This is a genomic window from Labilibaculum filiforme, from assembly GCF_002843315.1.
Classification (GTDB): Bacteria; Bacteroidota; Bacteroidia; order Bacteroidales; family Marinifilaceae; genus Labilibaculum; species Labilibaculum filiforme.
This window is the reverse complement of record NZ_MVDD01000003.1, coordinates 416939-441424: the sequence shown is the minus strand read 5'-3', so window position 1 is coordinate 441424 and position 24486 is coordinate 416939. Positions and strand designations below refer to the sequence as shown.

General features: G+C 35.9%; 20 protein-coding genes. 5 read left to right on the top strand and 15 right to left on the bottom strand.

The features are described from left to right. The first annotated feature begins 372 nt into the window (after positions 1-372). Positions 373-2640, top strand: a complete 2268-nt coding sequence (locus BZG02_RS06535) for an aconitate hydratase (RefSeq protein WP_101260603.1) — start codon at positions 373-375, stop codon at positions 2638-2640. Positions 2641-2707: 67 nt separating this feature from the next. After that, entirely contained in the window at positions 2708-4045 is a 1338-nt protein-coding gene (locus BZG02_RS06530; RefSeq protein WP_101260602.1) for a citrate (Si)-synthase, read from the top strand. A gap of 482 nt (positions 4046-4527) precedes the next feature. Here BZG02_RS06530 and BZG02_RS06525 read toward each other — a convergent pair whose 3' ends face one another. The 6 genes from BZG02_RS06525 to BZG02_RS06500 all read right to left on the bottom strand — a co-directional run bounded on the left by BZG02_RS06525 (position 4528) and on the right by BZG02_RS06500 (position 11512). Further along, on the bottom strand, positions 4528-6327 hold the full coding sequence (locus BZG02_RS06525) for a hypothetical protein (protein ID WP_101260601.1): 1800 nt from the start codon (positions 6325-6327) through the stop codon (positions 4528-4530). A 204-nt stretch (positions 6328-6531) separates the two neighbouring features. Next, positions 6532-7038 (bottom strand): methylated-DNA--[protein]-cysteine S-methyltransferase, encoded by a 507-nt coding sequence (locus BZG02_RS21195; RefSeq protein ID WP_143470426.1) that lies wholly within the window; start codon positions 7036-7038, stop codon positions 6532-6534. 104 nt (positions 7039-7142) lie between these two features. Further along, complete coding sequence (locus BZG02_RS06515; RefSeq protein ID WP_218972168.1) at positions 7143-7865, bottom strand: tRNA threonylcarbamoyladenosine dehydratase; 723 nt, start codon at positions 7863-7865, stop codon at positions 7143-7145. Then, positions 7862-8569 carry a TatD family hydrolase gene (locus BZG02_RS06510; RefSeq protein WP_101260600.1) on the bottom strand — a complete coding sequence of 236 codons (708 nt, stop codon included), beginning with the start codon at positions 8567-8569 and terminating at the stop codon, positions 7862-7864. The genes BZG02_RS06515 and BZG02_RS06510 overlap by 4 nt, the downstream gene beginning before the upstream one ends. A 435-nt stretch (positions 8570-9004) precedes the next feature. Next, positions 9005-9652, bottom strand: coding sequence for an AlbA family DNA-binding domain-containing protein (locus BZG02_RS06505; protein WP_101260599.1), 648 nt, complete (start codon positions 9650-9652; stop codon positions 9005-9007). 39 nt (positions 9653-9691) lie between these two features. After that, complete coding sequence (locus BZG02_RS06500; protein ID WP_101260598.1) at positions 9692-11512, bottom strand: peptidase U32 family protein; 1821 nt, start codon at positions 11510-11512, stop codon at positions 9692-9694. 245 nt (positions 11513-11757) lie between these two features. Between BZG02_RS06500 and BZG02_RS06495 the strand changes: the two genes are divergently transcribed. After that, complete coding sequence (locus tag BZG02_RS06495) at positions 11758-12840, top strand: alkene reductase (protein WP_101260597.1); 1083 nt, start codon at positions 11758-11760, stop codon at positions 12838-12840. A gap of 48 nt (positions 12841-12888) precedes the next feature. Here BZG02_RS06495 and BZG02_RS06490 read toward each other — a convergent pair whose 3' ends face one another. The 9 genes from BZG02_RS06490 to BZG02_RS06450 form a co-directional block, all read right to left on the bottom strand. Further along, a complete protein-coding gene (locus BZG02_RS06490; protein ID WP_101260596.1) occupies positions 12889-13767 on the bottom strand; it encodes an aldose 1-epimerase family protein in 879 nt (292 codons plus the stop codon). 372 nt (positions 13768-14139) lie between these two features. Further along, positions 14140-14889: a tetratricopeptide repeat protein gene (locus BZG02_RS06485; protein WP_101260595.1), complete on the bottom strand. Its 750-nt coding sequence runs from the start codon at positions 14887-14889 to the stop codon at positions 14140-14142. A gap of 77 nt (positions 14890-14966) precedes the next feature. Beyond that, complete coding sequence (locus tag BZG02_RS06480) at positions 14967-16778, bottom strand: BatD family protein (RefSeq protein WP_101260594.1); 1812 nt, start codon at positions 16776-16778, stop codon at positions 14967-14969. Positions 16779-16887: 109 nt separating this feature from the next. Then, a complete protein-coding gene (locus tag BZG02_RS06475) occupies positions 16888-17694 on the bottom strand; it encodes a tetratricopeptide repeat protein (RefSeq protein ID WP_101260593.1) in 807 nt (268 codons plus the stop codon). Positions 17695-17712: 18 nt separating this feature from the next. Next, on the bottom strand, positions 17713-18750 hold the full coding sequence (locus BZG02_RS06470) for a VWA domain-containing protein (RefSeq protein ID WP_101260592.1): 1038 nt from the start codon (positions 18748-18750) through the stop codon (positions 17713-17715). A 34-nt stretch (positions 18751-18784) separates the two neighbouring features. Next, positions 18785-19777 (bottom strand): vWA domain-containing protein, encoded by a 993-nt coding sequence (locus BZG02_RS06465; RefSeq protein WP_218972167.1) that lies wholly within the window; start codon positions 19775-19777, stop codon positions 18785-18787. Between the two features lie 18 nt (positions 19778-19795). Next, positions 19796-20827, bottom strand: coding sequence for a hypothetical protein (locus BZG02_RS06460; protein WP_101260591.1), 1032 nt, complete (start codon positions 20825-20827; stop codon positions 19796-19798). A gap of 19 nt (positions 20828-20846) precedes the next feature. Next, on the bottom strand, positions 20847-21716 hold the full coding sequence (locus tag BZG02_RS06455; protein WP_101260590.1) for a DUF58 domain-containing protein: 870 nt from the start codon (positions 21714-21716) through the stop codon (positions 20847-20849). A gap of 105 nt (positions 21717-21821) precedes the next feature. Further along, complete coding sequence (locus BZG02_RS06450) at positions 21822-22817, bottom strand: AAA family ATPase (RefSeq protein ID WP_101260589.1); 996 nt, start codon at positions 22815-22817, stop codon at positions 21822-21824. 339 nt (positions 22818-23156) lie between these two features. Here BZG02_RS06450 and truA point away from each other — a divergent pair, with 339 nt between their 5' ends. Then, the gene (truA, locus tag BZG02_RS06445) at positions 23157-23948 is read left to right on the top strand and encodes a tRNA pseudouridine(38-40) synthase TruA (protein WP_245868061.1); all 792 of its coding nucleotides are present in this window, start codon (positions 23157-23159) and stop codon (positions 23946-23948) included. Next, positions 23941-24420, top strand: a complete 480-nt coding sequence (locus BZG02_RS06440) for a ribonuclease HI (protein ID WP_101260587.1) — start codon at positions 23941-23943, stop codon at positions 24418-24420. Before truA ends, BZG02_RS06440 begins: the two co-directional genes overlap by 8 nt. Positions 24421-24486: the final 66 nt, after the last annotated feature.

The following is a 24486-nucleotide window of genomic DNA, read 5'->3' as shown; positions in this document are numbered from 1 at the left end:
AGACAATCGTCTTTTTATTGCTCAAATTATAAAAAAGTCTATTTTATTCGGGGGAATTTTATTGGATGTGAGGGATAATTATGTATCTTTTTAGGCAGGTTAAAAGCTCGTAAAGAATTTTAGTTGTGGCTTTTTAATATACCAAGTTTTTGTTATATTTAGATATTTAAATTTAATGATACTTAACAGACAATTATTTCGAATATAAGATTATAAATAACTGTTAATCAAGCAATAAACATTCCTACTGGATTTAAAGGAAATTGCATTAAAAGATCGGTAAGTCCGATATTAATCCTTTTCTTTTGCGATCTTTTCGGATTCAAAATAAATAAGAATTAAAATATATATAAATCAAAAATTCATCAAACTATGCTATTTGATTTTAATTTGATAAAATCTGTTTACGAACAAATGCCTGAAAAGGTAAAAAATGCCCGTAAGAATTTAGGAAAACCACTTACTTTAAGCGAGAAAATTTTATACTCACATTTATCGGTTGAAGAAAAAGGGAATAAGTTTACACGAGGAGTAGACTATGTAAATTTTGCTCCCGATAGAGTAGCAATGCAGGATGCCACTGCTCAAATGGCTCTTTTGCAATTTATGAATGCAGGAAAAACAAAAGTAGCCGTGCCTTCTACTGTGCATTGCGATCACCTTATTCAGGCTTCGATTGGTGCCGATAAAGATTTGGCAGATGCAAAACAACAAAATAACGAAGTATATGATTTCTTAGAATCTGTTTCTCAGAAATATGGAATTGGTTTTTGGAAACCAGGTGCTGGAATAATTCACCAAGTAGTATTGGAAAATTATGCATTTCCTGGTGGAATGATGATTGGAACCGACTCGCATACCGTAAATGCAGGTGGATTAGGAATGGTTGCCATCGGTGTTGGTGGTGCCGACGCTGTGGATGTGATGGCAGGTATGCCTTGGGAATTGAAAATGCCAAAATTAATTGGAGTGAAGTTGATCGGAAAATTAAGCGGTTGGGTTTCTCCGAAAGATGTAATATTAAAAGTTGCTGGGATTCTTACCGTTAAAGGGGGAACAGGAGCTATTGTCGAATATTTTGGTGAAGGTGCCGATGGAATGTCTTGTACCGGAAAAGGAACCATTTGTAATATGGGTGCTGAAATTGGAGCAACAACCTCTATTTTCGGTTACGATCAAAATATGAGTAATTATCTTCGTCACACCGGACGAGAAGATGTTGCCGATTTAGCGGATGTGGTAATGGAGCATCTTCGTGCAGATGAGGAAGTATACGAGAATCCTGAAAAATATTACGATCAGGTCATCGAAATTAACTTGTCGGAAATGCAACCATATATTAACGGTCCTTTTACTCCAGATTTAGCACATAGCTTAAGTGTGTTTGGAAAGGCAGTTAAAGAAAATAATTATCCACAAACTTTGGAAGTTGGTCTAATAGGTTCTTGTACCAACTCTTCCTATGAAGATCTTTCGAGAGCAGCCTCGTTGGCAAAACAGGCAAAGGATAAAAATTTGAAAGTGAAAGCCGAATTTGTGGTAACACCAGGTTCCGAATTGGTAAGATATACAACCGAGCGAGATGGTATTTTAAAAGAATTTGAAGATATAGGTGGGGTTATAATGGCGAATGCTTGCGGACCATGTATTGGTCAGTGGAAACGTCATACAGACGATCCAACTCGTAAAAATTCTATTATTACCTCTTTTAATCGAAATTTTGCCAAAAGAAATGATGGCAATCCAAATACACATGGTTTTGTAGCATCGCCCGAATTAGTTACTGCTTTGGCTATTGCCGGAGATCTATGTTTTAATCCGATGACCGATACATTGATTAATGAAGATGGTGTTGAGGTAAGATTAGATGAGCCAAAAGGTTTGGAATTTCCTCCAAATGGTTTCGACATGAAGGATTCAGGTTATTTGGCTCCTGGTAAAGATGGTGGTTCTATTGTTATCAATGTAAATGAAACTTCGGAACGTTTGCAGCTACTTGCTCCATTTCAGGCTTGGGATGGGAAAAACATGAGCGGTCTTAAATTATTGATTAAGGCAAAAGGAAAATGTACAACCGATCATATTTCGATGGCTGGACCATGGTTAAGATATCGAGGTCATTTGGATAATATCTCCAATAACATGCTGATTGGAGCGCTTAATTATTTTAACGAGGAAACCAATTCAATATTTAATCCGGTAAACGGAAAATATGAAGAAGTTCCTGTGGTGGCAAGAGATTTAAAAGCTAGTGGATTGGGTTCTATTGTGGTTGGAGATGAAAATTACGGCGAAGGATCATCAAGAGAGCACGCAGCAATGGAACCTCGACATTTAGGTGTTAAGGTTGTAATTGTTCGTTCGTTTGCAAGAATTCACGAAACAAATCTTAAAAAGCAAGGGGTTTTAGGATTAACATTTGCTGATAAAGCAGATTACGATAAAATTCAGGAGAAGGATAGATTTGATATTGTCGGATTAACCAATTTTACTCCTGGAAAAGCGTTGGAATTAATTGTTACACATGAGGATGGGTCAAAAGATACCATTGTGGCAAATCATTCCTATAACGATGTACAAATAGAGTGGTTTAAAGCGGGAAGTGCTTTAAATTTAATCAGAATTCAAAACGCAAAATAAACAATAAACATTTCCTAACGTGAAACCAATCTCCCCGGTTGGTTTCCAAATATAAAGTTTAGACCATATGAAAAAAACATTAAAGCAAACCTTGTTCGAAAAAATTAAGGAGCATAGACCTAGAACAAAAAGATTGTTGAAAGAATACGGGGATGTAGTTGTGGATCAGGTTACCATATCCCAAATAATTGGGGGAATGAGGGGACTGAAATCTTTGGTTACGGATATTTCCTATTTAGATCCGGATGAAGGAATACGCTATAGAGGATTTACATTAGAAGAGGTAATTAAGGGCTTACCAAAACCTAAAGGAGGAGACATGCCTTATGTGGAAGGCTTGTTTTACTTACTTCTTACTGGAGATATTCCAAATCAGGAGGAGGTAATGACGGTAGTTGATGAATTTAGTAAGCGCAGAATTGTACCTCGTTATGTGTACGAGGTAATTGATTCGTTTCCTTGTTGTAGTCATCCAATGGCTATATTTTCAACTGCAATTCTTACATTAAATCGCGAATCGGTATTCAACAGACAGTACCATGCCGGACTAAATAAAAAAGAGTATTGGGATGCAACTTACGAGGATTCGTTAAACTTGCTTGCTAAGCTTCCCGAAATTGCAGCTTATATTTATAATAAACTATATCGTCAAGGACCAAGAATTCAATCGAATCCAAATTTGGATATGGGAGCAAATTTTGCTCATATGATGGGAGTTGCAAAGCCTTACGATGATGTTTCTCGTTTACATTTTATCATTCATAGTGATCACGAAAGTGGTAATGTGAGTGCACATACAGGTCATTTAGTAGCAAGTTCCTTGTCGGATATTTATTTGTCTATTTCTGCAATGATTAATGGTTTGGCCGGGCCATTGCATGGTCTTGCTAATCAGGAAGTTCTGAGATGGTTGCAAGAGGTAATGGATAAAATGGACAATCGGGTTCCTACTAAAGAGGAGATGACCCAGTTTGTGTGGGATACATTAAATTCGGGGCAGGTAATTCCAGGTTTTGGTCATGCGGTATTGCGTAAGACAGATCCCAGATATATGTTGCAACGAGAATTTAGTCTAAAACATTTACCAGAGGATCCTATTTTTAAATATGCAGATATGCTATATCAGGTAGTTCCAGATATTTTAAAAGAGCATGGTAAAGCAAAGAATCCTTGGCCCAACGTGGATGCACAGTCAGGTGTAATTCAATGGCATTATGGAGTTACTGAGTACGACTTTTATACCGTTCTATTTGGTATTGGTCGTTCCATTGGTATCTGTGCGAATGTTATTTGGGATCGAGCTTTGGGATATCCATTGGAAAGGCCTAAATCAATTACCACTGATATGCTAGAGAAAATTGCTGGCATAAAAAAGGCGGTAGAAGCGGAAGAAGCAGAAGAATAGAACCGCTTAAATAAGATCAAAAGAAGCTGATTTCTGAAAAGGGATCAGCTTTTTTTATAAAAAAAACTGTATAAAAGCTGGTGAAGACCTTTATACAGTTTGCGCAAAAACTAACAATATGGAAAACGTTCCAATGAATTCTATTTTATTTGTAAAAGAAAAGAGATCTACTTTAAATCCTACTAAACAAACCTAACCCTAACCTAAACCACGCAGGATTTAAAGTATTCTCGCAGCAGAAGCACTTGCTACAAATCTGTCTTTCACAATTTGTTTGTTACAACTCTTGTGATATCCCTTTCACATTACAAAAATGCATGATTTTTTAAGGAGAGTAATCATTGAATTTACCCAAACTGTAGGTTATAAATACTCAAAAGAACTGGGTATTTTACGACAAAAAAGTTATTCGAAATGGGTAACTGGTTAGTGGCGAGTGGGTAATAAAATAAAAGCCAATCGGTTCGATTGGCTTTTAAAAATTATTGTTTTTCGGCGGAAATAAGTAATTCCCGAATTTCAAATTCTAAATGTTCCAAGTCTTCACTAACTTGGTTTTTCATATTTTTAAATTTGCCAGAAATACTATTCGATAAGTCTTTATAGTAATCAACACCATTTAAGAGGTTGTTTTTGAACTTTTCTAAAGATCTCAATTGTTTTGCTACAGGATTCTGAAGCTCATCAATTTGTTCCTTTAAATAATCTACATACAAACTCATTTCTTTCATGAACATATGAGGTCTGTCTGTTCTTACAATCAGATTGGTTCTATTATAGATATGATCAATCATTTCTTTTAATTTAGCTTTTCTCGAAAAATAGGCCAAATTTGGTCCAGGACAAATGGAAACTCCATCGCCATCGGCTTTTGTATCAATATGATTCACCAAAAAGGAAGATGCTGATAAGCCTTTACACAAGCAGGTTTTTTCAAGAAGCAGACTTACCTCTTTGTTATATTCCTTTTCGGGTAGATTTTTTGCTTTTAAATCGGCAAGTTTTAACTTTTGGTACTGAATTGATGCGGTACAAATAGGTTTCTCTGTAAATTCTGTATTCGACAGCATGAATTTTTTTGTACAGGCGCTTCCTGGCTTATTATTTGCAAAATTCTTAAGAACATCTTTATCTCTAGTGTTTGCAATAAGGTTGTTGTAACGAACACCTAAAGGAGAAGCGTAACTAAGTCTTAAATCTTTTTCCTCAGCTATTTCAAGTAGGTGTAATGTTTTTTCATCTACGTCGCAAACTTCAGGAACTAAAAGAAAAGGGGTTCCCCAACCAATTGAATCCAGATGGTAATAATCCATCAGGAATTCTTGTTCTTCAGCGGTTCCAACACCTCCTTGCGCAGTGATTCTGATATCTAAATCTAATTTTGGACAAGTTCGTTCTTTTGCTTGCAGCGCTTGAGATAACATCTCGTTAAGCGTATTTTTTAACTCTTCTCGATGTTCTTTGAACTCTTCCAAAATTGGTCCCATTAAAGTGCCTTCGGTTGCAAAAGCATGACCACCACAATTTAAACCAGATTCAATACGGAATTCCGAAACCCAAATACCTTTTTTGGCAAGAAATTTACCTTGTATTAAGGCAGATCGATAATCGCTTACTTTCAAAACAATTTTTTTCCTTAAATGTCCGGTCTCATCCGGATAAAAATCTTCAAATTGCTCTAAATAACCATATAAACGAGGGTTCATTCCAGCAGATAAAACCATGGAGCTCTCCAGGTTACTCATGGCAAATCCACGAAGAGCTGCATGTGCATCGTTATATTCTACAGGTAGTTGTTCCCCTTCATAATAGTTATCCTTATCCAGCTTGGTCATGATATTAACATCAATCGATCCGATAGGAAGATTCTTTGATAACCATTCTTTCGCTTCTTTTACGTAAGAATTGCCTTCAAATTTCTCTTTAAATTCCTTTTTCAATTCCGAAAAATCGGGTAGCATATCAAGATATTCTTCCAAATCTTCTTTCTTTTCCTGAACGGATGCTTTAAGATTTTCAAATTTTTCTTTTACAATCTTATCCATTAAATTAAGGTAAGAAGTAATTCTTTCAGCGCGAAAATCTTTGTTTTTTTCCGTAATTGGTGAAAATGGCAAGCTGAGTTTTGTACAATACAATTCTCTCATTTTTTCAAGTAGAATATCATCAACAATTGAAATAACCGATGATATTCCTAAATGAGCCACTTTTGCAGGAGTATCCACCGTATATCCGGTCCCCATAACTGGGATGTGGAAACTGTGTCCTAAAATTTTACTCATGTATTCGTTTTTTTTGTTTTATGATTTTGTGCAAATTTTCTACCTAAAACATAGGTGTTCAGATAGAAAAATGCTTGTGCAAGTTAACTGATTTGTCAATGATATCAAAGCTATTTTACGTATTTATGATTCTTATTAAGGGGAAGTAGGCTAAGCTTGAATAAGGTGAGAGGTGCGGTAAGTATAATAGGAATGCTAATTGATTTAAAATAACAGATATTGCTCTTTGGAGGGAGAATGATCAATATTTTCAATACCTAACAATATGGCTTTTGCGGGTAGTCCTCCCGCATAACCAGTAAGCTTTCCATTTTTACCAATAACTCTATGACAAGGAATTATAATTGGGATGGGATTTTTAGAATTAGCCATTCCAATTGCTCTACATGCCGAGGGCTTGCTAATTGCGATAGCAATATCCTGATAGGAGCAAGTTTTACCGTAGGGGATGTTGAGTAATTGATTCCAAATTTGTTTTTGGAAAGCGGTTCCTTCGGGTGCTAGTTTTATATCAAATGTGGTTCGTTCCTTATTAAAATATGCAATTAATTGATCGGCAATAGGTTTCAATTTATTCGCATCATTCACCCAATTTGTTTTTATTTGCTCCTTTTGATTTTCAGAATCAAACAGAATTTGTTTTAAACCGCTATCACTTGCAACAAGTAATAAGTTCCCCATTGGAGAAGGGAGAATATCATAGTAAATCATAGCAGCCTATTCAAATTATTTAGATGTATTTGCAAACATCAATGTAATAATATTATATAGAACCAGGCACACTTCTTTCGCTTCAGGCTGTTAAAAAATATTAATTAGTCAGCTAATAATCCATTTATAACCACCGAAGAGCAAAAACATCCGAACAAGGGTGGCATGTAGGAGATGGTGCCTACATTCGATTTTTTATTTTTACTTTCGGCAATTACAACTGCGTTCTTAGAGACATCTTCGGGTGAAAAAACAACTTGCACACCTTCGTGTACACCTAGTTGATGCAATTTTTTACGAAGCATTCTTGCCAATTTACAGTTGTAAGATTTTGAGATATCTGCAATTTGAATTTTAGTGGGATCCATTTTTCCTCCGGCACCCATTGCACTCACAATTTTAAGATTATATTTCAGACTGTGATAAATAAGAAATATTTTGGGAGCTAACGTATCTATTGCATCCAAAACATAGTCGTATTTTCCTTCCTGTAAAACCTCAATCATTCTTTTATCGCGAAGGTATTCGTTAATAATGTTGAGTTTTAAATTTGGATTGATATCCAAAAGGCGTTCGCCCATTACTTTCGTTTTATCTTTCCCAAGATTACTTATACTTGCAGGTAGTTGTCGATTGATATTAGTAATTTCAATATCATCACCATCAACAATGGTCATTTCACCAACACCTGCACGACAGAGTTGTTCTGCGGCATATGCTCCAACACCGCCTAAACCAACCACAAGTACATGTGAATTTTTTAACTTGTCTAATTTTGTATTTCCAAGAAGCAGTTCTGTTCTGCTAAGCCATTCTGTATTCATCATTTATTAAAACAAGTCTTAAAATTTGAAAGTAATTCTTTTTTTAGATCCTCTATTTCAAGGTTTTTTATTGCAGCTGCTTTTTTGTATAATTCTTCTATTTCGATAGCACTATCATCAGTTTCCAAGAAAATATTCTTGCTAGGAAGCGTTTTAAAAAGCTGTTGTAATTGCTCATTTATTAGCAATGCTTTTCCAAATGAAAGATAGCAAGCTAATTCTATTAAATCTTCGGCTATTTTCTGATTTTTAACAAATCCATGAATAATCCATGGAAGTTGAAATTGACCTTTTTTGCGAATCCGGATTAATTCCGAAAAGCATTTTACACAATGAATAATTACGGGCTTTTCATACTTTTCAGCAAGCTGTAATTGTTGCTGAAAAATTTTTTCTTGAATAGAAAGTGGGGCGGTAATCATTCGATCGAGGCCAATTTCTCCGATGGCCAAAATAGCGGGGTGTACAACCATTTCTTCCATTTTATTCATTGTTGCAGCGATAGCTGTAGTCTCAATATTCCATGGGTGAATTCCTATGGAATAATAAGCAGTTTCTGTGTGCGACAACTTTTCTTCCGGATGAATGGAAAAGATAGAACGAACATTAGACTGAATACTAAAGTTATGCGTATGAATATTGATGAAAGGTATCACTGGTCGAGTCAATTTTTTTGGCAAAAATACAAATATTGCTGATGTAGACAAATTTTCGTTTTAAAGAATAAAAAGAGATACGATAACAAATTAATTGCTTGAGCTTTGGCTTATATTATTGGTGGATTCGTTTAATTTAGATTAAAATATATAGTCGAAGCCTTGCAAAAGCAGAGATTCTTCCTTAGCTTGCAAGTATTAAAGAGAACGTTCTTTGGAAATAAGATAATCGCATACCGCATTAATTATCGATTGTTAAACTCAACATTTATAGTATACCGAGAAAGCTACATGTTTGCTAAAGCGGGCCCCAACCTTCGGGTTGTTTCGGCACAGGGGATACTTGATCAGACTGGCACTCAAATCCTGTCATTTAGGAGTTTAAAATCCTATTAATTAGTGCGGTTTTTTTATGTCTTTTTTTTACCTGTATATGTGATATTAATCATCTGTATATCAGTGGTGCTGGATTGTTTTCGAAAGGGGTTAAATTTTTGAAGCTACTTCGTGTTTTATGTGGTATTTAGTACCTTTTTCTGTAAAGTTAAGGGCTATAAGATTCCAACAAATAAGTTTCACTAAAATTCGTTCTGCTTTGTAGCGACTAATTCGAGCAATTTTACAGAACTGATTCAAACTAATTTCCTTTTTATCATTCAAATAATCCATTAATATAGCTTCTGTTTCGGTGTACTCCAAAAAGGTGCCGGTTGGTTTTGATTTTCGTTTCCAAACTTCGAGAAGCACCTTGTTGGCTAGAATATTTTCATCATCGCGACGAAAGTACGCTAACCATTTTCCATTTTCGTTTGCTGCATAATGTGGCATTTCGGGAGAAGGAAGAATTGTGATTTCTAAAACATTTTTCCCGTTAACTTGCCATACATTACTCTCGAAAGTAAGTTTTGGACGACTGTACATTTCTGCGGCAGCTTTTATCATATGAAATTCTTCTTCGACTTTTGCTCCTGCTATTTTCCCATTGTCCTTTACGCCAATCAGCAATTTACCACCATCGGTATTGGCAAAAGCAGATAATGACTTGGCAATTTTTCGCGAATCAGTAATACAGAATTTAAAATCCTGTTGCTGATGTTCTCCTTCGTGAATTAGTTTTTCTATATAGTGAACCATAGCTAATCTCCTTAAATAGGGTTCGGATTTGAGATAATTTTATTCAAAAATGATTTTCATTTCACATCTTTGGCAATGAAATTCAAGTTTGTAGCGATTCTTATTGTCAACCAAATACAATGGTTGATTTTCTTTTTTACCAGTACTAATCTCTTTGTTACACATTCCAAATTCATGACGCAAACAATGCTTGGTAGTCATAATTGTTTTTCCTTTGAAATTGGATTGCAACTCAAATCCTTTTTCGATGTTTTCAACACCGCACTTGTGATAAAACTCTTCTGCCTTACAATTCACCACATTTCCCATATAGTTTAGGTTTTTTAGGTGATATTTTGGATGCGAGATTAAAGGTTTTGTTTTTGGTTGTTGAAATGCTGCAATTCGGTTTTTGGTTAACGAGTCAAGAACTTGTCGACGCAATTCGTTAAGCACTTTGGCCTGAATAAAAGGAGCTTCGGTAAAACTAATGTCAATTGCATGAATCGAGTAGATAGAATCACCCGATTTTGATAACTGATTTTTGAGATTAGTAATAGCCATTTCGGTATTTCGGGCCAATTCAAATTCTTCTTTTAATTGTATCGATGCACTAATTCCATCTTCATCAGTAGCAAATAAGCTTAAAATATTTTCTTTAAATTCCAGAAAAAGATCTGCAGAAATGCGTCTTATGGAGTTGTCTCTTTTAAGTATTTTAGCGAATTCATGATCGTTATTACGATACAGAACAGCACCTTTAACTAACATGTTCATTTCGTTAGGAAAAATTTGTTTTCCTTTTACTCCATTCACTTGAATCCCTTTTAGCAATTTATTGTGATTAAAAAAGCATAAGCCATCGCCATTGTGAATCTCAAATTTGGTGTCCACTATAAAATGATCCTTGCGAATGTCGACAATTTTGCCAATCTCTTTTCCTAAGGATTTTGGGGTGTGAAAATTTGCGATTTCAGGAATTCTTCCGGTAAAGAAATAGCTTGTATATCCACGATTAAAAGTCCGGTCTAAATCTGGTTTAAAGTCAGGAGTTATTGTTCCCGACGATGCTTTTTCAAATTCTGTTTTCTTTGCAAAAACAACATCTAGTTCTTTTCGATAGTAGCTGGTAACATTTTTAAGGTAGGAGCTGTCTTTTAAACGTCCTTCAATTTTTAGCGAACAAATTCCACTTTCCACTAATTCTTTCATATGACCAGATAGATTCAGATCTTTTAAAGAAAGCAAGTGTTTATCTTTCGCAATTACTTTTCCTTCTGCATCTACTAAATCGTATTTCATCCGACAAGCCTGACTGCACTCACCACGATTAGCCGACCGGCCACCAATGGCATGAGAGAAATAACATTGGCCACTTAGAGAAACGCATAAAGCGCCATGAATAAAATATTCAAGCTCTACAGTGGTATTTTTTCTAATCTCCTTAATTTGATCAAGAGAAAGCTCCCTTGCGAGAATTATTCTTTTAAATCCGACTTGTTCGAGAAATTTGATTCGATCCAAATCGTAATTATGAGTTTGAGTACTGGCATGAAGTTCGATAGGAGGCAGGTTCATTTCTAAAACGCCCATATCCTGAACAATTAAAGCGTCGGCACCCAATTTATAAAGTTGATGGATAAGTTCTTCGGCTTCTTTTAATTCGTTATCATACAAGATTGTATTCATTGTGATGAACACTTTTGCCCAGTATTTGTGCGCATAGGTAATTAAAGCAGCAATATCTTCGAGGGTATTTCCAGCAGCAGCGCGAGCGCCAAATTTCGGAGCACCTATATATATAGCATCAGCTCCGTAATTAATGGCAGCCATTCCGGTTTCCAGATTTTTGGCTGGAGCTAATAGTTCTATTTGTTTCATGTGATTGAAATTATTTAAAGATGTCAGATGAATCTTTCCCAAATTAATCAAAGAGATTCAACCTTTTCAAATTTTTAGCGAAGATACGAACCAATGTTGAGATCAGCGGAAATATAGGACGTTTGTTTTATTTTTTGATGAAAAATTCGGAGCTATAAATCGATTTATACCAATCTCTAATAGTAGTTTTTTTACAAATCGAAATCTTATCTCTATCTTGACTAAATAAAAATAATAAAAAGAAGATGAATAAAAATACATTATTAACTCCTTTTACGATTGGGGAAATCGAATTGAAAAATAGAATGGTAATGGCTCCAATGACCAGAAACAGAGCTGGTGTAGGAAATGTTCCGACAAAGTTAATGGCAGAGTACTACGAACAAAGAGCTGGAGCAGGATTAATTATTTCGGAAGGGAGCCAAGTATCTCCGCAAGGAATGGGTTACCCTGCAACGCCAGGAATTTATAGTAAGGAGCAAATAGATGGCTGGAAACAAGTTACTAAAGCAGTGCAGTCGAAAGGAGGAAAAATATTTATTCAACTTTGGCATGTGGGGCGAATTTCACATCCCGACTTTCATAATGGTGATTTACCTGTTGCACCTTCGGCTATTTGTGCGGCAGGACAAGCATTTACCTATGAAGGTTTGAAGGATTTTGTTACTCCTAGAGCTTTAGAAATAAAGGAAATAGAAGCTATTGTTGCAGATTTTAAAACTGCAGCGAAAAATGCAAAAGAAGCAGGTTTTGATGGTATCGAAATTCATGCTGCCAATGGCTATTTAATCGACCAGTTCTTAGTGGATAAAACAAATCATCGGACCGATAAATATGGGGGAACGGTAGAAAATCGTGCTCGCTTTTTATTTGAAGTTTTAGAGGCTACGCTTCAGGTTTGGGATGCCGGTGCAGTTGGTATTCGTTTGTCGCCTAGTGGTTTATTTAATGATATGGGAGATTCGAATCCGAGTGCTATTTTTAATTATGTAATTGAAAAGTTGAACGGTTATGATCTTTCGTATTTACATTTAATTGAACCTTTAATGCCTCTCGACGAGCATCCGAAATTGATTAAAGATGTTACAGATTATTATGGCAAGCAATACAAGGGCGTTCGAATGGTGAATGGGGGATTTACGAAAGATAGCGGTCATGAGGTAATTGTTTCGAAAAAAGCAGACTTAGTTTCGTTTGGGGTACCTTATTTGGCGAATCCCGATTTGGAAAAACGATTTGCGCAAGGAGTAGAATTAAATGTTGCTAATCAGGAAACCTTTTATGGTGGTAACGAAGTTGGCTATACCGATTACCCTGCACTAAAGTAAAAAAAAAGATAGAAAAGGAGGCCGTTTTGTTGAAGACGGCCTCTTTTATTATTCAGTAATTTCGATTGAAAAACTTGCGCTAAATGTTTTGTTGGAATCAAGCGACTGAATGATCTCTTTTTGAGAGAATTCACGATTTGACCTGTAGCTGTCGGCAATGCCAATCCAAGGTTCTATACAAACGAATGGTGCATTTGGTTTGGCCCAAAGTCCTAAGTATGGGAAATCATCAAGGCTAACTTTTAACGAAAAGTTGGAAGTTTTACTTTTTAGTTGAACAAATGATGATTTTAAATTCTTGAATATCAATGCATCTTTGGCAAATAGTTCCGAATGCAAGTCAATGCGATTCGTATCGTTTAAAACGAGTTTGCCTTCATCGCCAATTAACCCACCTTCAACAATCATCCAGGTTTTGGCGGTTTCTTTTTGTTCAAATTCCAAGTAGTAATCGGAGTAGTTTTCCTTCTTTTTTAGAGGACAAGCAAAAGCTGGATGACCACCAAGGCAGAAGAACATTTTGTTCCGATCGGTATTAATCACATTGTATTTTACCTGAATTTGGTTTTCATCTAAAATATAATGAATATAGAATTCAAATTCGAAAGGGTATATTTTGCGTGTGTTTTCGTTTGATTTTAAAACAAAACAAAGCTCCTTTTCGGATTTACTATGTAATTGAATTGCTTTATTATTGCGAACAAAGCCATGTTTAGGCATGGGATACTCTTTGCCTTTATAAATAAATGCATCTTCTTTTAAACTACCAATAACAGGAAATAGGTTAGGAGCATGGCTTCCCCATATTTCGGGATCGGCTTGCCACATAAATTCTTGATTTGTAGTTACAGATTTAATACTACAAAGTTCAGCGCCTTTTTCCAACACTTCCATTTTAAAGAATTCGTTTTGTATGCTGTATTTCATTGGGGTAAATTTTTACTTTTTTTTAATGCATTAAATGTAAGGATTATTGGGGTATTAAAAAGTTATACAGATTGGCTTTCTGTTTTTTTAATGGAAACATGAAACACTGCTGCGACAAGCTTCCATCGGGTGATGGAAGCTCCAAACACTGCTGCGCGAAGCTTCCATCGGGTGATGGAAGCTCCAAACACTGCTGCGACAAGCTTCCATCGAGTGATGGAAGCTCCAAACACTGCTGCGCGAAGCTTCCACCGAGTGATGGAAGCTTCGCGCAGCCTCGTAATAGCTTTCTAATACTGATGTAAGGAGAAAACACAGTAATCTTAAATAAAGAAAGGATTTCGATTTTCGAAATCCTTTTGTAGAATTGTATTATATCATTTCAATGTCTTCTTTTTTTAGCCAGCCTTCGTTTCCATCGCTTAGCAGAATGTTTCTCCAATCCTGCAGTTCTCCAATCACTTTAACTTTGGTTCCTTCGTGCAATAAAAACAATTCGGTACCACTTTTATCGGGCGAGCCTTTAATCGTAACACTGGGACTAATAATAATTGCATGCTCTCGAATATTTATTTCATCCGTTTTTTCGGAGGCAAAGGAGTAGGTAAGTAGGGTAAGTCCAAAAGCAAAAAATGCGAAGAAAAATCCAAACTTTTTTAGTCCTGACTTATTGCTGTATAGGTAAAAGCAGGCAAAAATAAGTGTTAACAAGAAAAGAAGAATGGAGAAGTAAGACCATAAATCGGCCGAAAAACTATTTCGAATTCCCGAATACCATCTTTTTATAAATATCTCGGGCAAGACTTCGAATTTATCCAAAACATGTTTTCGAGCCAATTCTAAATTGTACTGGATATCCTTATCGTCGGGAGAGAAAAGTAATGCTCGTTCGAAGTTTAAGATTGCAGAAGATATTTGGCCTGTTTTATAGTAGGCATTTCCCAAATTAAAATAAATTTCGGGAGCTTCCACATGCGTATCTAAAACAAATTCGTAGGCTTGAATTGCTTTTTCGTATTCTCCATTTTTATACATTTCATTGGCTTCGGAAATGGGGTTGCTTTGCGCCCAAACCGGCGTGCTTAGAAGTATAGCGAGTATAAATTGTAATGCTTTTTTCATCTGTAAAAAATTTATATGCAGTTGTCAGATGTAATTTATTCTGATTAAATAATCCGACTCACGTATGAGTTAGTAACCTATTTAATGTTTTTTTCCAATTTGGTAATTGTATTCATGCTTTTCTGATACAATTCATCCATCTCCGATGATCCGGCAGAAGGAGAGTATCTTGCAAATTCACAGGTGTCCAGGATACTTAAAAATTCGTCTTTAAGCTCTAATTCAACACCTTTGCTCAGTAGTATTTCACTAATATTTTCTTTGTTGAGATTCGCCAAAGGTAAATTCAGTTTATCTGAAGTATATCCCCAAATTGCTTTAAGTATTTCATCGTAAAACCGATCTTTTTGTTGTGCTTTTAAGCTTGCCGATGCCGCTTTTAATCTTTTCATTGCAACACGATTGGCACGTTTGTTTTTTAGTTTGGCAGTGTCTGCATTTTCTTTTATTCGTTTTCGGTTGAATACAAAGGCTAAAATAAATAGAAAGAAAGGTACGATATAGGCCAAATAGAAATTTGTAGTGCCAAAGAAAACTTCCCCTTTTAACTGTGGAGTGAAATCATTGGTTTTGATAAATCGAATGTCTTTTCCAAGAAATTTCACTTTCTCTTTAGAAAAGGAACTAATGATAGTTCCCGAATTATCACCTTCTCCTTTCGCTACTTTTATCGTAAATTTTTCGGTTGAGCGGGTTCGAAATATTTTTGCTTTCGGATCGAAAAATGAAAAATTTACTGAAGGAATTTCATATTCGCCACCATGACGAGGGATTATTAAATATTCGAAAGTAGTGGAGCCCGACATACCTGCCTCAGTACTATTTAAGTTCTGCGAAGTTTTAGGATCATATACTTCAAAATCAGCAGGAAAGTTAAATTCCAATGGTTTAATCAACTTTAAGTTTCCGTTTCCAGCAACTTTTACCCGCATGGTAACCGCATCATTCGCTTTCACAGAATCTTTGTCGATAGTTGTAATAAGCTCAAAATTACCAACTGCACCGTCGAAACTTGCAGGTTTGTTCGATGGAAAATCTTTCACTCGAATTCGGATAGGCTTACTTTTGCGAGGAACTCTTATATCTTGGTAATTATCGAAGAATTCATCAAAGAAACCGTTTCTTTTGTTCGCTTTTCGCTGACGGATGATCACCTCTAATTCGAAAGGATCGATGGTAATTTCGCCAGTGTGCTGTGGAAAAAGAATTAATTTACGAATGATTCCCGTATTGTAAATGGTGCCATTTATATTTTCTCGTTCCAAGGAGATTTGTCCTGGAGTAGGAACTTCCTGACTTAAAAATCCATCGAAAGATGGGAATTTAGAATCGCCAAATCCAGCAATGCTAAGTCGTGTGTACACCTTTATGGTGGCAACAATATGCTCGCCCATGTAAACGCTGCTGCGATCAAGATGCACTTTAACAAATAAATTGTTCTCTGTGATTTTATCGGTGGAGGCTGAATTTTGCGATTGTTCTGATTCGGAGCTCTGTTGTGTTTTATTTACTTCCACAACTTCGATAGTTAGCGAATTGGATATTTTAGTTTCACCATCCACCGAAATGGATGCTGGTTTTATATCAAATTTACCTTCTTTTTCCGCCAAAAGTACATAGGTGTATGAGTAGGCAGAGCTCGAAGTTACTTTGCCATTAATAATTTGAGTACTCATACTGCTTGATGTCGAAGGTCCCATAAGAACCCTAAATCCATCCAATTCTGGTACTTGAATGTTTTTCCCTTTACTGTTTACGGAATAGGTTAAACGAAATTGTTCACCAAGTTCCACCACGTTTGGGGCCGAAGCAGTAAATTTAATTTCATCAGCAAACACTGATGTTGCAATTAATAGGACTGTTACTAATGAGAGAATTATTTTCTTCATCTGTATGTATTTATTTTTCAGATGTTATAAATGCAATTAATTTGTATTTAAAATACTTCCGCAAACTTACTGATTAAACCACTAGGAAGTATCAATTTTGGAAGATCAATTACCAATCCTTTTTGATCTTGCTTCTTTTTGTTTTTTGAGCCGCAGCTTTCGCTTTCTGAACTTTTTCCTGAACCTTTTTTTCATCGTTTTCAAGTGCTTCTAACAAGCGCTTAGCATCTTGTTCCGAAATTTTATTTTGTTGCTCTTCTGGTTCTCCTTTTTTCTTATCCTGATCACCAGGTTTGTTTTTTTTGTCTTCCTGATCTTTTTTATCCTGATCTTTTTTATCCTGATCTTTTTTATCCTGATCTTTCTTGTCTTGATCCTTTTTATCCTGTTCTTTTTTATCTTGGTCTTTCTTATCCTGATCCTTTTTGTCTTGATCCTTGTTTTGATCTTTATTTTGATCCTGTTTCTTTTTCTGCTCTTCCTCTTTCTGTTTCATTTTTCGGGCATATTCCAAATTGTACTTTGTTTCTTTCGAATTGGGATTATTTCGAAGAGATTCTTTGTAGGCTTCAATACTCTCATCGATTTTCCGATTCATGAGAAGTGTATTTCCAATGTTGTGATAAATTTCGCCTAGTTTTTTAGGATCTTTTTCTGTCACGGTTAAGGTCTGAAATTGTTTTAAAGCTTCATCGTATTTTTTTTGTTTGTACAATGCATCGCCTAAGTTAAAACCTGCTTCGTACGAGTTGATTCTTTTGTCCAAAGCTTTTCGATATTCAACTTCAGAGTTTTCATATTCATTTCCTTCAAACAGTCCATTTCCTTTTCGGATAAATTTCCGTTCCTTTTGTGCCAATGCATCTAAACTAAAGAGGCAAAGTACACCGATGAATATTGCTATATGTTTGTTCATAATAATCTGAATTGTGTTCTATTTCGGGGCTTTAAATAAATTGATATCTTTTAAATGGCGGTTCTTACGTTCCAGCACTATGAATTCCAGAAAAAGAAGGAGTAAACCAATTGCGATAAATAGTTGAAATTTTTCGTCGTAGGCTGCATATACTCTTTGCTCTAATTCTGTTTTGTTCATCTTATTAATCTCAGTAAAAAGAACGTTTAAACCAGTGGTTGTATTGTTTGCGATTACTGGTTTTCCTCCTCCAGCAGTAGCTATTTGTTCCACCATTTTTTGATCAAGTCTTGAGATGACAACATTTCCGTTCTCATCTCGGCGAAAATCGCGAGAGCCAGAGCTAACCGGAATTGGAGCTCCCTCGGGCAAGCCCATGGCAATGGTGTGTACTGTAATTCCTTGATCGAGCGCTGCTTTTGCTGCAGTAATGGCATCATCCTCATGATTTTCGCCATCGGTAATTACAATTATTGCTTTACTAGCTTCGGTATCGGGAGTAAAACTTTTTGCCGATAAATTAATTGCGGCACCAATTGCAGTTCCCTGTATGGGAACAATGTCGGTACTTATAGACGACAAGAACAATTTTGCCGAAGCATAATCGGTTGTAATTGGCAATTGGGTGTATGCCTCGCCAGCAAATACCACCAATCCAATTTTATCATTATTCAATTCATCCACCATTTTGGAAATAGCACGTTTGGCTCGTTCCAATCTATTGGGTTGAATGTCTTGTGCCATCATCGAATTGGAAACATCCAAGGCAATAATAATTTCGACTCCTTCTCTTTTAATGGTTTGGATTTTGGAACCAAATTGCGGTCCGGCCAAACCAAAAATGATAAAACTTAAAGCCAGTAAAAGAATACCAAACTTATAAAACGGTCGGGTAAACGAAGCATAAGGCATTAGTTGAGAGATGATATTCATCTCACCAAATTCAGCAAGAGCCTTCTTTTTTCTTGAATAACTAATCCAATATAAAATTCCAAGAATTGGAAGGATTAGATATAAATATAGAAGATCCGGATGATCAAGACGAAATTGATTCATGGTTCAATGATTTTCTGTGTTCAATTAAAAATACTTACGGAATGTTTCGCAATATTGAATTACGCAAAGCTATTTCCAGTAGTAAAAATAAGGCTGCTAAGAGTGCAAAAAATAAATATTCTTCGCTTTTTGTACTGTATTGTTTTACCTCAATTTTACTTTTTTCCAGCTTATCAATTTGTTCGTAAATTGCTTTTAGTTTATTATTGTCTGTTGCACGAAAGTACTGACCGCCTGTCATATTCGCAATTTGCTGTAAAACTTCCTCATCAATTTTTACTGGCATATTTCTCATGCTAATACCAAAAGCAGTTTGAATAGGATAGGGAGCGGTTCCCATGGTTCCAATACCAATAGTATACACACGAATGCCAAAGGTTTTTGCTAATTCTGCCGCGGTAATAGGAGCAATTTCTCCTTGATTATTAACACCATCGGTTAAAAGAATAACTACTTTCGATTTCGATTTACTTTCCTTTAAACGATTCACCGCATTGGCTAATCCAAGTCCGATTGCCGTACCATCTTCAATCATTCCACTTTGAATATCTTTGAATAGGTTAATTAAAACAGCATGATCGGTGGTTAATGGACATTGTGTGAAACTTTCGCCACTAAAAATTACCAATCCAATTTTATCTTCTTGGCGACCGCTAATAAAATTAACAGCTACATCCTTGGCAGCTTCTAATCTATCGGGCTCAAAATCGCGGGCAAGCATACTACTCGAAATATCAAGCGACATTACAATATCGATTCCTTCGGTAGTTACATTTTCAAAACTATTACTGGACTGCGGGCGTGCAATAGCGACTACTAAAAAAACAATTGCTAAAACACGAAATACGAATAAAGCATGTCGTAAATAGTATTTGTAGGTTCTCGCACTTGAATGAAAGCCTTTTGATGTTGATACCTGAATACTTGCATGTGCATTTTTATCTTTTAAAATATACCAGGTAATTAGTGGTATTAAAAGTAGCAACAAGTAAAAATATTCTGGATTTGCAAATTCTATAGAACTCATACTTTGGATTTTCAAAGTTTACTTTTCTTCCTTTTTTGTCTCTTCCACCGCAGTAGTTTCTTTTTCCTCTTTCGCAGGAGTCTCTTCTACAATGGTGGTTTCAATAATTTTGTAAGCAAATTTCAAGCTTAGTTCATTTTCATCCTGTAAAGGAGTAAACTTTGCGAATTTTGCCAAATCGGCACGTTCTAAAACTTCTTTTAATTTCGTGTGCCAGTCCGAGTTTACCTCCACCTTGTTTACTGCTTTTAATATTTCATCGGTGGTGGATTCTTGGGTGGATAGTTGGAAACGTTCATCCAAATAAAATCGAATGGTATCGGTTAGGTCGGAATGAAACTGTTTCACTTTTCCAGTCTCCCAAAGCTTTTGTTTTTTAATCTCGTCTAACTTCCGCAAAGCAATAACATGAGCAGGTTCGGAGGGTTTTACTTTCACAAACAAAGGTTGATTTTTTTTCCGTTTTCGCAGATATAAAAGCAATAAAATAATTAATGCAACAAGCAATAATCCTCCAAAAGCCCAAGGGGCAATTTCTGCGAATGCAATGGGAGTATGTATTGGCATTATTATATCGAAATTAGCTTTGCTTGTATCAATTTCGAAAGTTTTTACACCTAAAAGCATCGTGTCGGTTCTAATGATATTCATTAGATTTTCAGCATGAATCTTGAATTCAAAAGGATTCATTTTATGAACACCATCGTTAAAAGAAGTAATTAAAAAGTTCTTATTCACTTTAATATTACCATTCTCTAAGGTCGTAGTATCCTGAGGAGATTGATTGATAATCTCCACTCCCGAACTAATACTGTCCATAAATACAGGAAACTCAACAAACAGGCCTTTTGGCTGTTCGATAGATAGCTTCAGGTTTATTTGATCGCCAATTACAATAACATTGGTGTCGAGTTGAGCACTGTAGTTTAGGTCTTTACCTTCTTCTTGAGCAAAAGACGAGAAGGAGGAAAAAGTAGCTCCCAATACAATTGTAAATGCGAAAAGTGCTTTTGCAAAGCCATTGTTTGGGATTTTAATTCTATTTGTCATAGTCGTCTGCTTCTAAAAATTAGTGTCCCCTTCGTTTAAATAAGGCAATTAATGATCTCACGTAATCCTGATCGGTTCGAATATTTGCCACGTCAACACCAGATTTTTTGAATGTTTCGGTAAGTAGGTTGTCATTATCGGCCCACCATTTGGCGTAATTTTCTCTTACCTTTTTATTCGAAGTGTCTATCCAGCTGTATTCTCCCGATTCCGCATCCTTAATTTTAATCAAGCCAATGGAAGGGATTTCCTGTTCGCGTTTGTCGAATATTTTAAGTGCAACCAAATCGTGCTTTTTATTGGCGATGGTTAAGGCATTTTCAAAGTCATCATCAATAAAGTCGGAAATCACGAAAGTGGTACAACGTTTTTTAATCACCTGTGTTAGGTATCGTAATGCATTGTTAATATCGGTTTTTCGATGTTCTGGTTTCAGATCAATTAGCTCACGAATAATTCGTAGGATATGAGATTTTCCTTTTTTTGGTGGAATAAATTTCTCTATTCGATCGGAAAAGAAGATGACTCCAATTTTATCGTTGTTTTGAATGGCCGAAAAGGCAAGAACCGCAGCAATCTCTGTAATCTGATTTTTCTTGAGTTTAGAAATGGTTCCAAATTCTCGGGAACCACTCACATCAATTAGTAGCATTACAGTCAATTCACGTTCTTCTTCGAAAAGTTTCACGTAAGGTTGATTGTAGCGGGCCGTTACGTTCCAGTCGATATTTCTGATATCATCGCCATATTGGTATTCCCGAACTTCGCTGAAAGTCATACCTCGCCCTTTGAAGGCAGAATGGTATTCTCCGGCAAAAATATTTCGAGAAAGCCCTCTGGTTTTGATTTCTATTTGTCGAACTCGCTTTAATAAATCACTAGTTTCCATAGTTTAATTACGAATGAATAATTATAAATTAATAATTAAGTGGTGGAAATTAAGAACTACGTTTTGGCATTCAATTCGTAATTCTCAATTACTTATTCGTAATTACTACGGTACTTCAACGGTATTTAAAATTTCACTAATAATATTTTCGCTGGTGATATTATTTGCTTCAGCTTCGTAGGTTAAACCAATTCTGTGACGAAGTACATCGTGACAAACGGCACGAATATCTTCTGGAATTACGTAACCTCTTCGCTTAATAAATGCATACGCTTTTGCAGCGGCAGCTAGGCTGATACTTGCACGGGGAGAACCTCCAAAGGCAATCATTTCTTTGAATTGCTCTAAACCATAATCGGCAGGAAAACGGGTTGCAAAGATGATATCAACAATATATTTTTCAATTTTTTCGTCCATATAAACATCTTTCACCACATCGCGTGCTTTATTAATGTCTTCTGGTTTTAAGATTTGAGATGCTTTTGGAAATGCTTTCAAAAGATTCTGACGCATAATTAGTTGTTCCTCGTCTTTTTTAGGGTAGTTGATTACTACTTTCAGCATAAAACGGTCAACCTGAGCCTCTGGCAAAGGATAGGTACCTTCTTGTTCAATCGGATTTTGTGTTGCCATTACCAAAAACGGCTCTTCCAACTTATAGGTGTTATCGCCGATAGTAATTTGTCGTTCCTGCATGGCTTCCAATAAAGCAGCCTGTACTTTAGCCGGAGCACGGTTAATTTCATCGGCAAGAATAAAGTTGGCGAAAATCGGTCCTTTTTTTACTACGAATTCTTCTTTTTTCTGACTGTAAATCATGGTACCTAACAAATCGGCAGGTAACAAATCGGGAGTAAACTGAATACGACTAAAGTCAGCCTCAATGGTAGTTGCAAGGGTATTAATTGCAAGTGTTTTTGCCAATCCAGGAACTCCTTCTAATAATATATGCCCATTCGAAAGTAATCCGATCAATAAGCTTTCAACAAGGTGCTTTTGACCAACAATAACTTTGTTCATTTCCATAGAAATCATATCCACAAAGGAACTTTCTCTTTGGATACGTTCATTTAGTTCTTTGATATCAACTGTTTGGATCATAGAAATATATTTAATTACTTGAAAAATTTACATAAAAAGAAATCGGTTTTTTAGAAAACCTTTACAAAGATAAACCTTTGAGCGTTTTATGAAAATGCATGGCCGTTAAAAATTGTTAATGGTTTTGGGAGAGTTCAAGGATTAAGGAATAAGGAGCAGGGAAGAAGTATTAAGTGACAAGTAATAGATCTTTAGGAGTTGGTTTGAACTTCGTTGTACCTTGAATATAGCAAGCTGTAAATGTTAGGTTACGATTATAGCTAATAACAAGCACAAAAAAATACAGACACTACCTTATCCTGAAATTCACTTTCCAGCTTGCTAAAAATGCTTACTTTTGTGGGGGAAACAGTAATACTACTTGAATTGAAGAAACGATATTTTATTCGCTTAAGTTATAAAGGAAGCAACTTTCATGGTTGGCAAATTCAGCCGAATGCCAGCACAGTGCAGGAGGAGGTAAACAAGGCCTTGTCTACGGTTTTAAATCAGGCAATTAATGTAGTTGGTTGTGGCAGAACAGATACGGGTGTGCATGCCAGTGATTTTATGGCGCATTTCGAGGTGGAGGAGAGCTTTGAGTTCGATTGTGAAAAATTGGCTTTTAAGTTGAATCGTTTTTTGCCTTATGATATTGCTATTAATGAAATTTTTCGCGTAAAAGCCGATGCTCATACACGTTTTGATGCAATTGCGAGAACCTATGTTTATCGAATTACAAAGCGGAAAAATCCGTTTCGAAAAGAGTCTCATTGGCAAATTCAGCACGTGCTTGATGTTGCCAAAATGAACGATGCTGCTAAAATTTTATTTGAATATATCGATTTTACAAGCTTTAGTAAATTACATACCGATGTAAAAACTAACAACTGTAAAATTTCGAAAGCAGAATGGTTGGAAACTGCAGACGAGTTGGTGTTTACCATTAAAGCTGATCGATTTCTACGGAACATGGTTCGTGCTATTGTTGGTACTTTGGTAGAAGTTGGGCGAGGTAAAATGGATTTAGCTGGCTTTCGAAAGGTGATTGAAAGCAAGAATCGATCCAATGCAGGATCATCAGTACCTGGTCATGGTTTGTTCCTCGTCAAAATTGAATATCCAGATGATTTAAGAGCAGAAGATGTGTAAGGAGCTGTTCTTATTTGCCGATGGAAGTGTTGACCCTCCAAACAAAATTGGTTTTGGAGCCTTTCTATTTTTATCCTCTTTAAGTATTTCTTTGGCGGTAGCTAAATCGCTGGTGAAAATTAAGCGTTTCGAAAATACTTCTTCAACAAAATTAGAATTGCAGGTTTTACTTTTTGCTTTAACTGAAATAGATTCTAACAATTGTCATATAATTGTCTATACCGATTCTCAAAATATTATTGGTTTGCCAGGCAGAAGAGAACGTTTTGAAAAAAACGATTATCGCTCCAAAAACGGTAAACTCATTGCCAATTATGAACTGTATCAGGAATTTTACCGACTGACCGATAGCTTACGATGTGAATTTGTAAAGGTGAAAGGGCACAAAGTTTTGGGTCAGAAAGATCAAGTTGATCAATTCTTTTCATTGGTGGATAGGGCTTCGAGAAATGCTTTGCGGGAGAGGGGTTGATAATTATTAATTTTCATTGCCCCTCGAAACTGAGTAAGATCACTTGGGGAGGTCTTGGCTAGTCTT

Coding starts and splice junctions, on each gene's coding strand:
- BZG02_RS06535 (WP_101260603.1), top strand. CDS start 373: ATGCTATTTGATTTTAATTTGATAAAATCTGTTTACGAACAAATGCCT.
- BZG02_RS06530 (WP_101260602.1), top strand. CDS start 2,708: ATGAAAAAAACATTAAAGCAAACCTTGTTCGAAAAAATTAAGGAGCAT.
- BZG02_RS06525 (WP_101260601.1), bottom strand. CDS start 6,327: ATGAGTAAAATTTTAGGACACAGTTTCCACATCCCAGTTATGGGGACC.
- BZG02_RS21195 (WP_143470426.1), bottom strand. CDS start 7,038: ATGATTTACTATGATATTCTCCCTTCTCCAATGGGGAACTTATTACTT.
- BZG02_RS06515 (WP_218972168.1), bottom strand. CDS start 7,865: ATGATGAATACAGAATGGCTTAGCAGAACAGAACTGCTTCTTGGAAAT.
- BZG02_RS06505 (WP_101260599.1), bottom strand. CDS start 9,652: ATGGTTCACTATATAGAAAAACTAATTCACGAAGGAGAACATCAGCAA.
- BZG02_RS06500 (WP_101260598.1), bottom strand. CDS start 11,512: ATGAAACAAATAGAACTATTAGCTCCAGCCAAAAATCTGGAAACCGGA.
- BZG02_RS06495 (WP_101260597.1), top strand. CDS start 11,758: ATGAATAAAAATACATTATTAACTCCTTTTACGATTGGGGAAATCGAA.
- BZG02_RS06490 (WP_101260596.1), bottom strand. CDS start 13,767: ATGAAATACAGCATACAAAACGAATTCTTTAAAATGGAAGTGTTGGAA.
- BZG02_RS06485 (WP_101260595.1), bottom strand. CDS start 14,889: ATGAAAAAAGCATTACAATTTATACTCGCTATACTTCTAAGCACGCCG.
- BZG02_RS06480 (WP_101260594.1), bottom strand. CDS start 16,778: ATGAAGAAAATAATTCTCTCATTAGTAACAGTCCTATTAATTGCAACA.
- BZG02_RS06475 (WP_101260593.1), bottom strand. CDS start 17,694: ATGAACAAACATATAGCAATATTCATCGGTGTACTTTGCCTCTTTAGT.
- BZG02_RS06470 (WP_101260592.1), bottom strand. CDS start 18,750: ATGAATCAATTTCGTCTTGATCATCCGGATCTTCTATATTTATATCTA.
- BZG02_RS06465 (WP_218972167.1), bottom strand. CDS start 19,777: ATGAGTTCTATAGAATTTGCAAATCCAGAATATTTTTACTTGTTGCTA.
- BZG02_RS06460 (WP_101260591.1), bottom strand. CDS start 20,827: ATGACAAATAGAATTAAAATCCCAAACAATGGCTTTGCAAAAGCACTT.
- BZG02_RS06455 (WP_101260590.1), bottom strand. CDS start 21,716: ATGGAAACTAGTGATTTATTAAAGCGAGTTCGACAAATAGAAATCAAA.
- BZG02_RS06450 (WP_101260589.1), bottom strand. CDS start 22,817: ATGATCCAAACAGTTGATATCAAAGAACTAAATGAACGTATCCAAAGA.
- BZG02_RS06440 (WP_101260587.1), top strand. CDS start 23,941: ATGTGTAAGGAGCTGTTCTTATTTGCCGATGGAAGTGTTGACCCTCCA.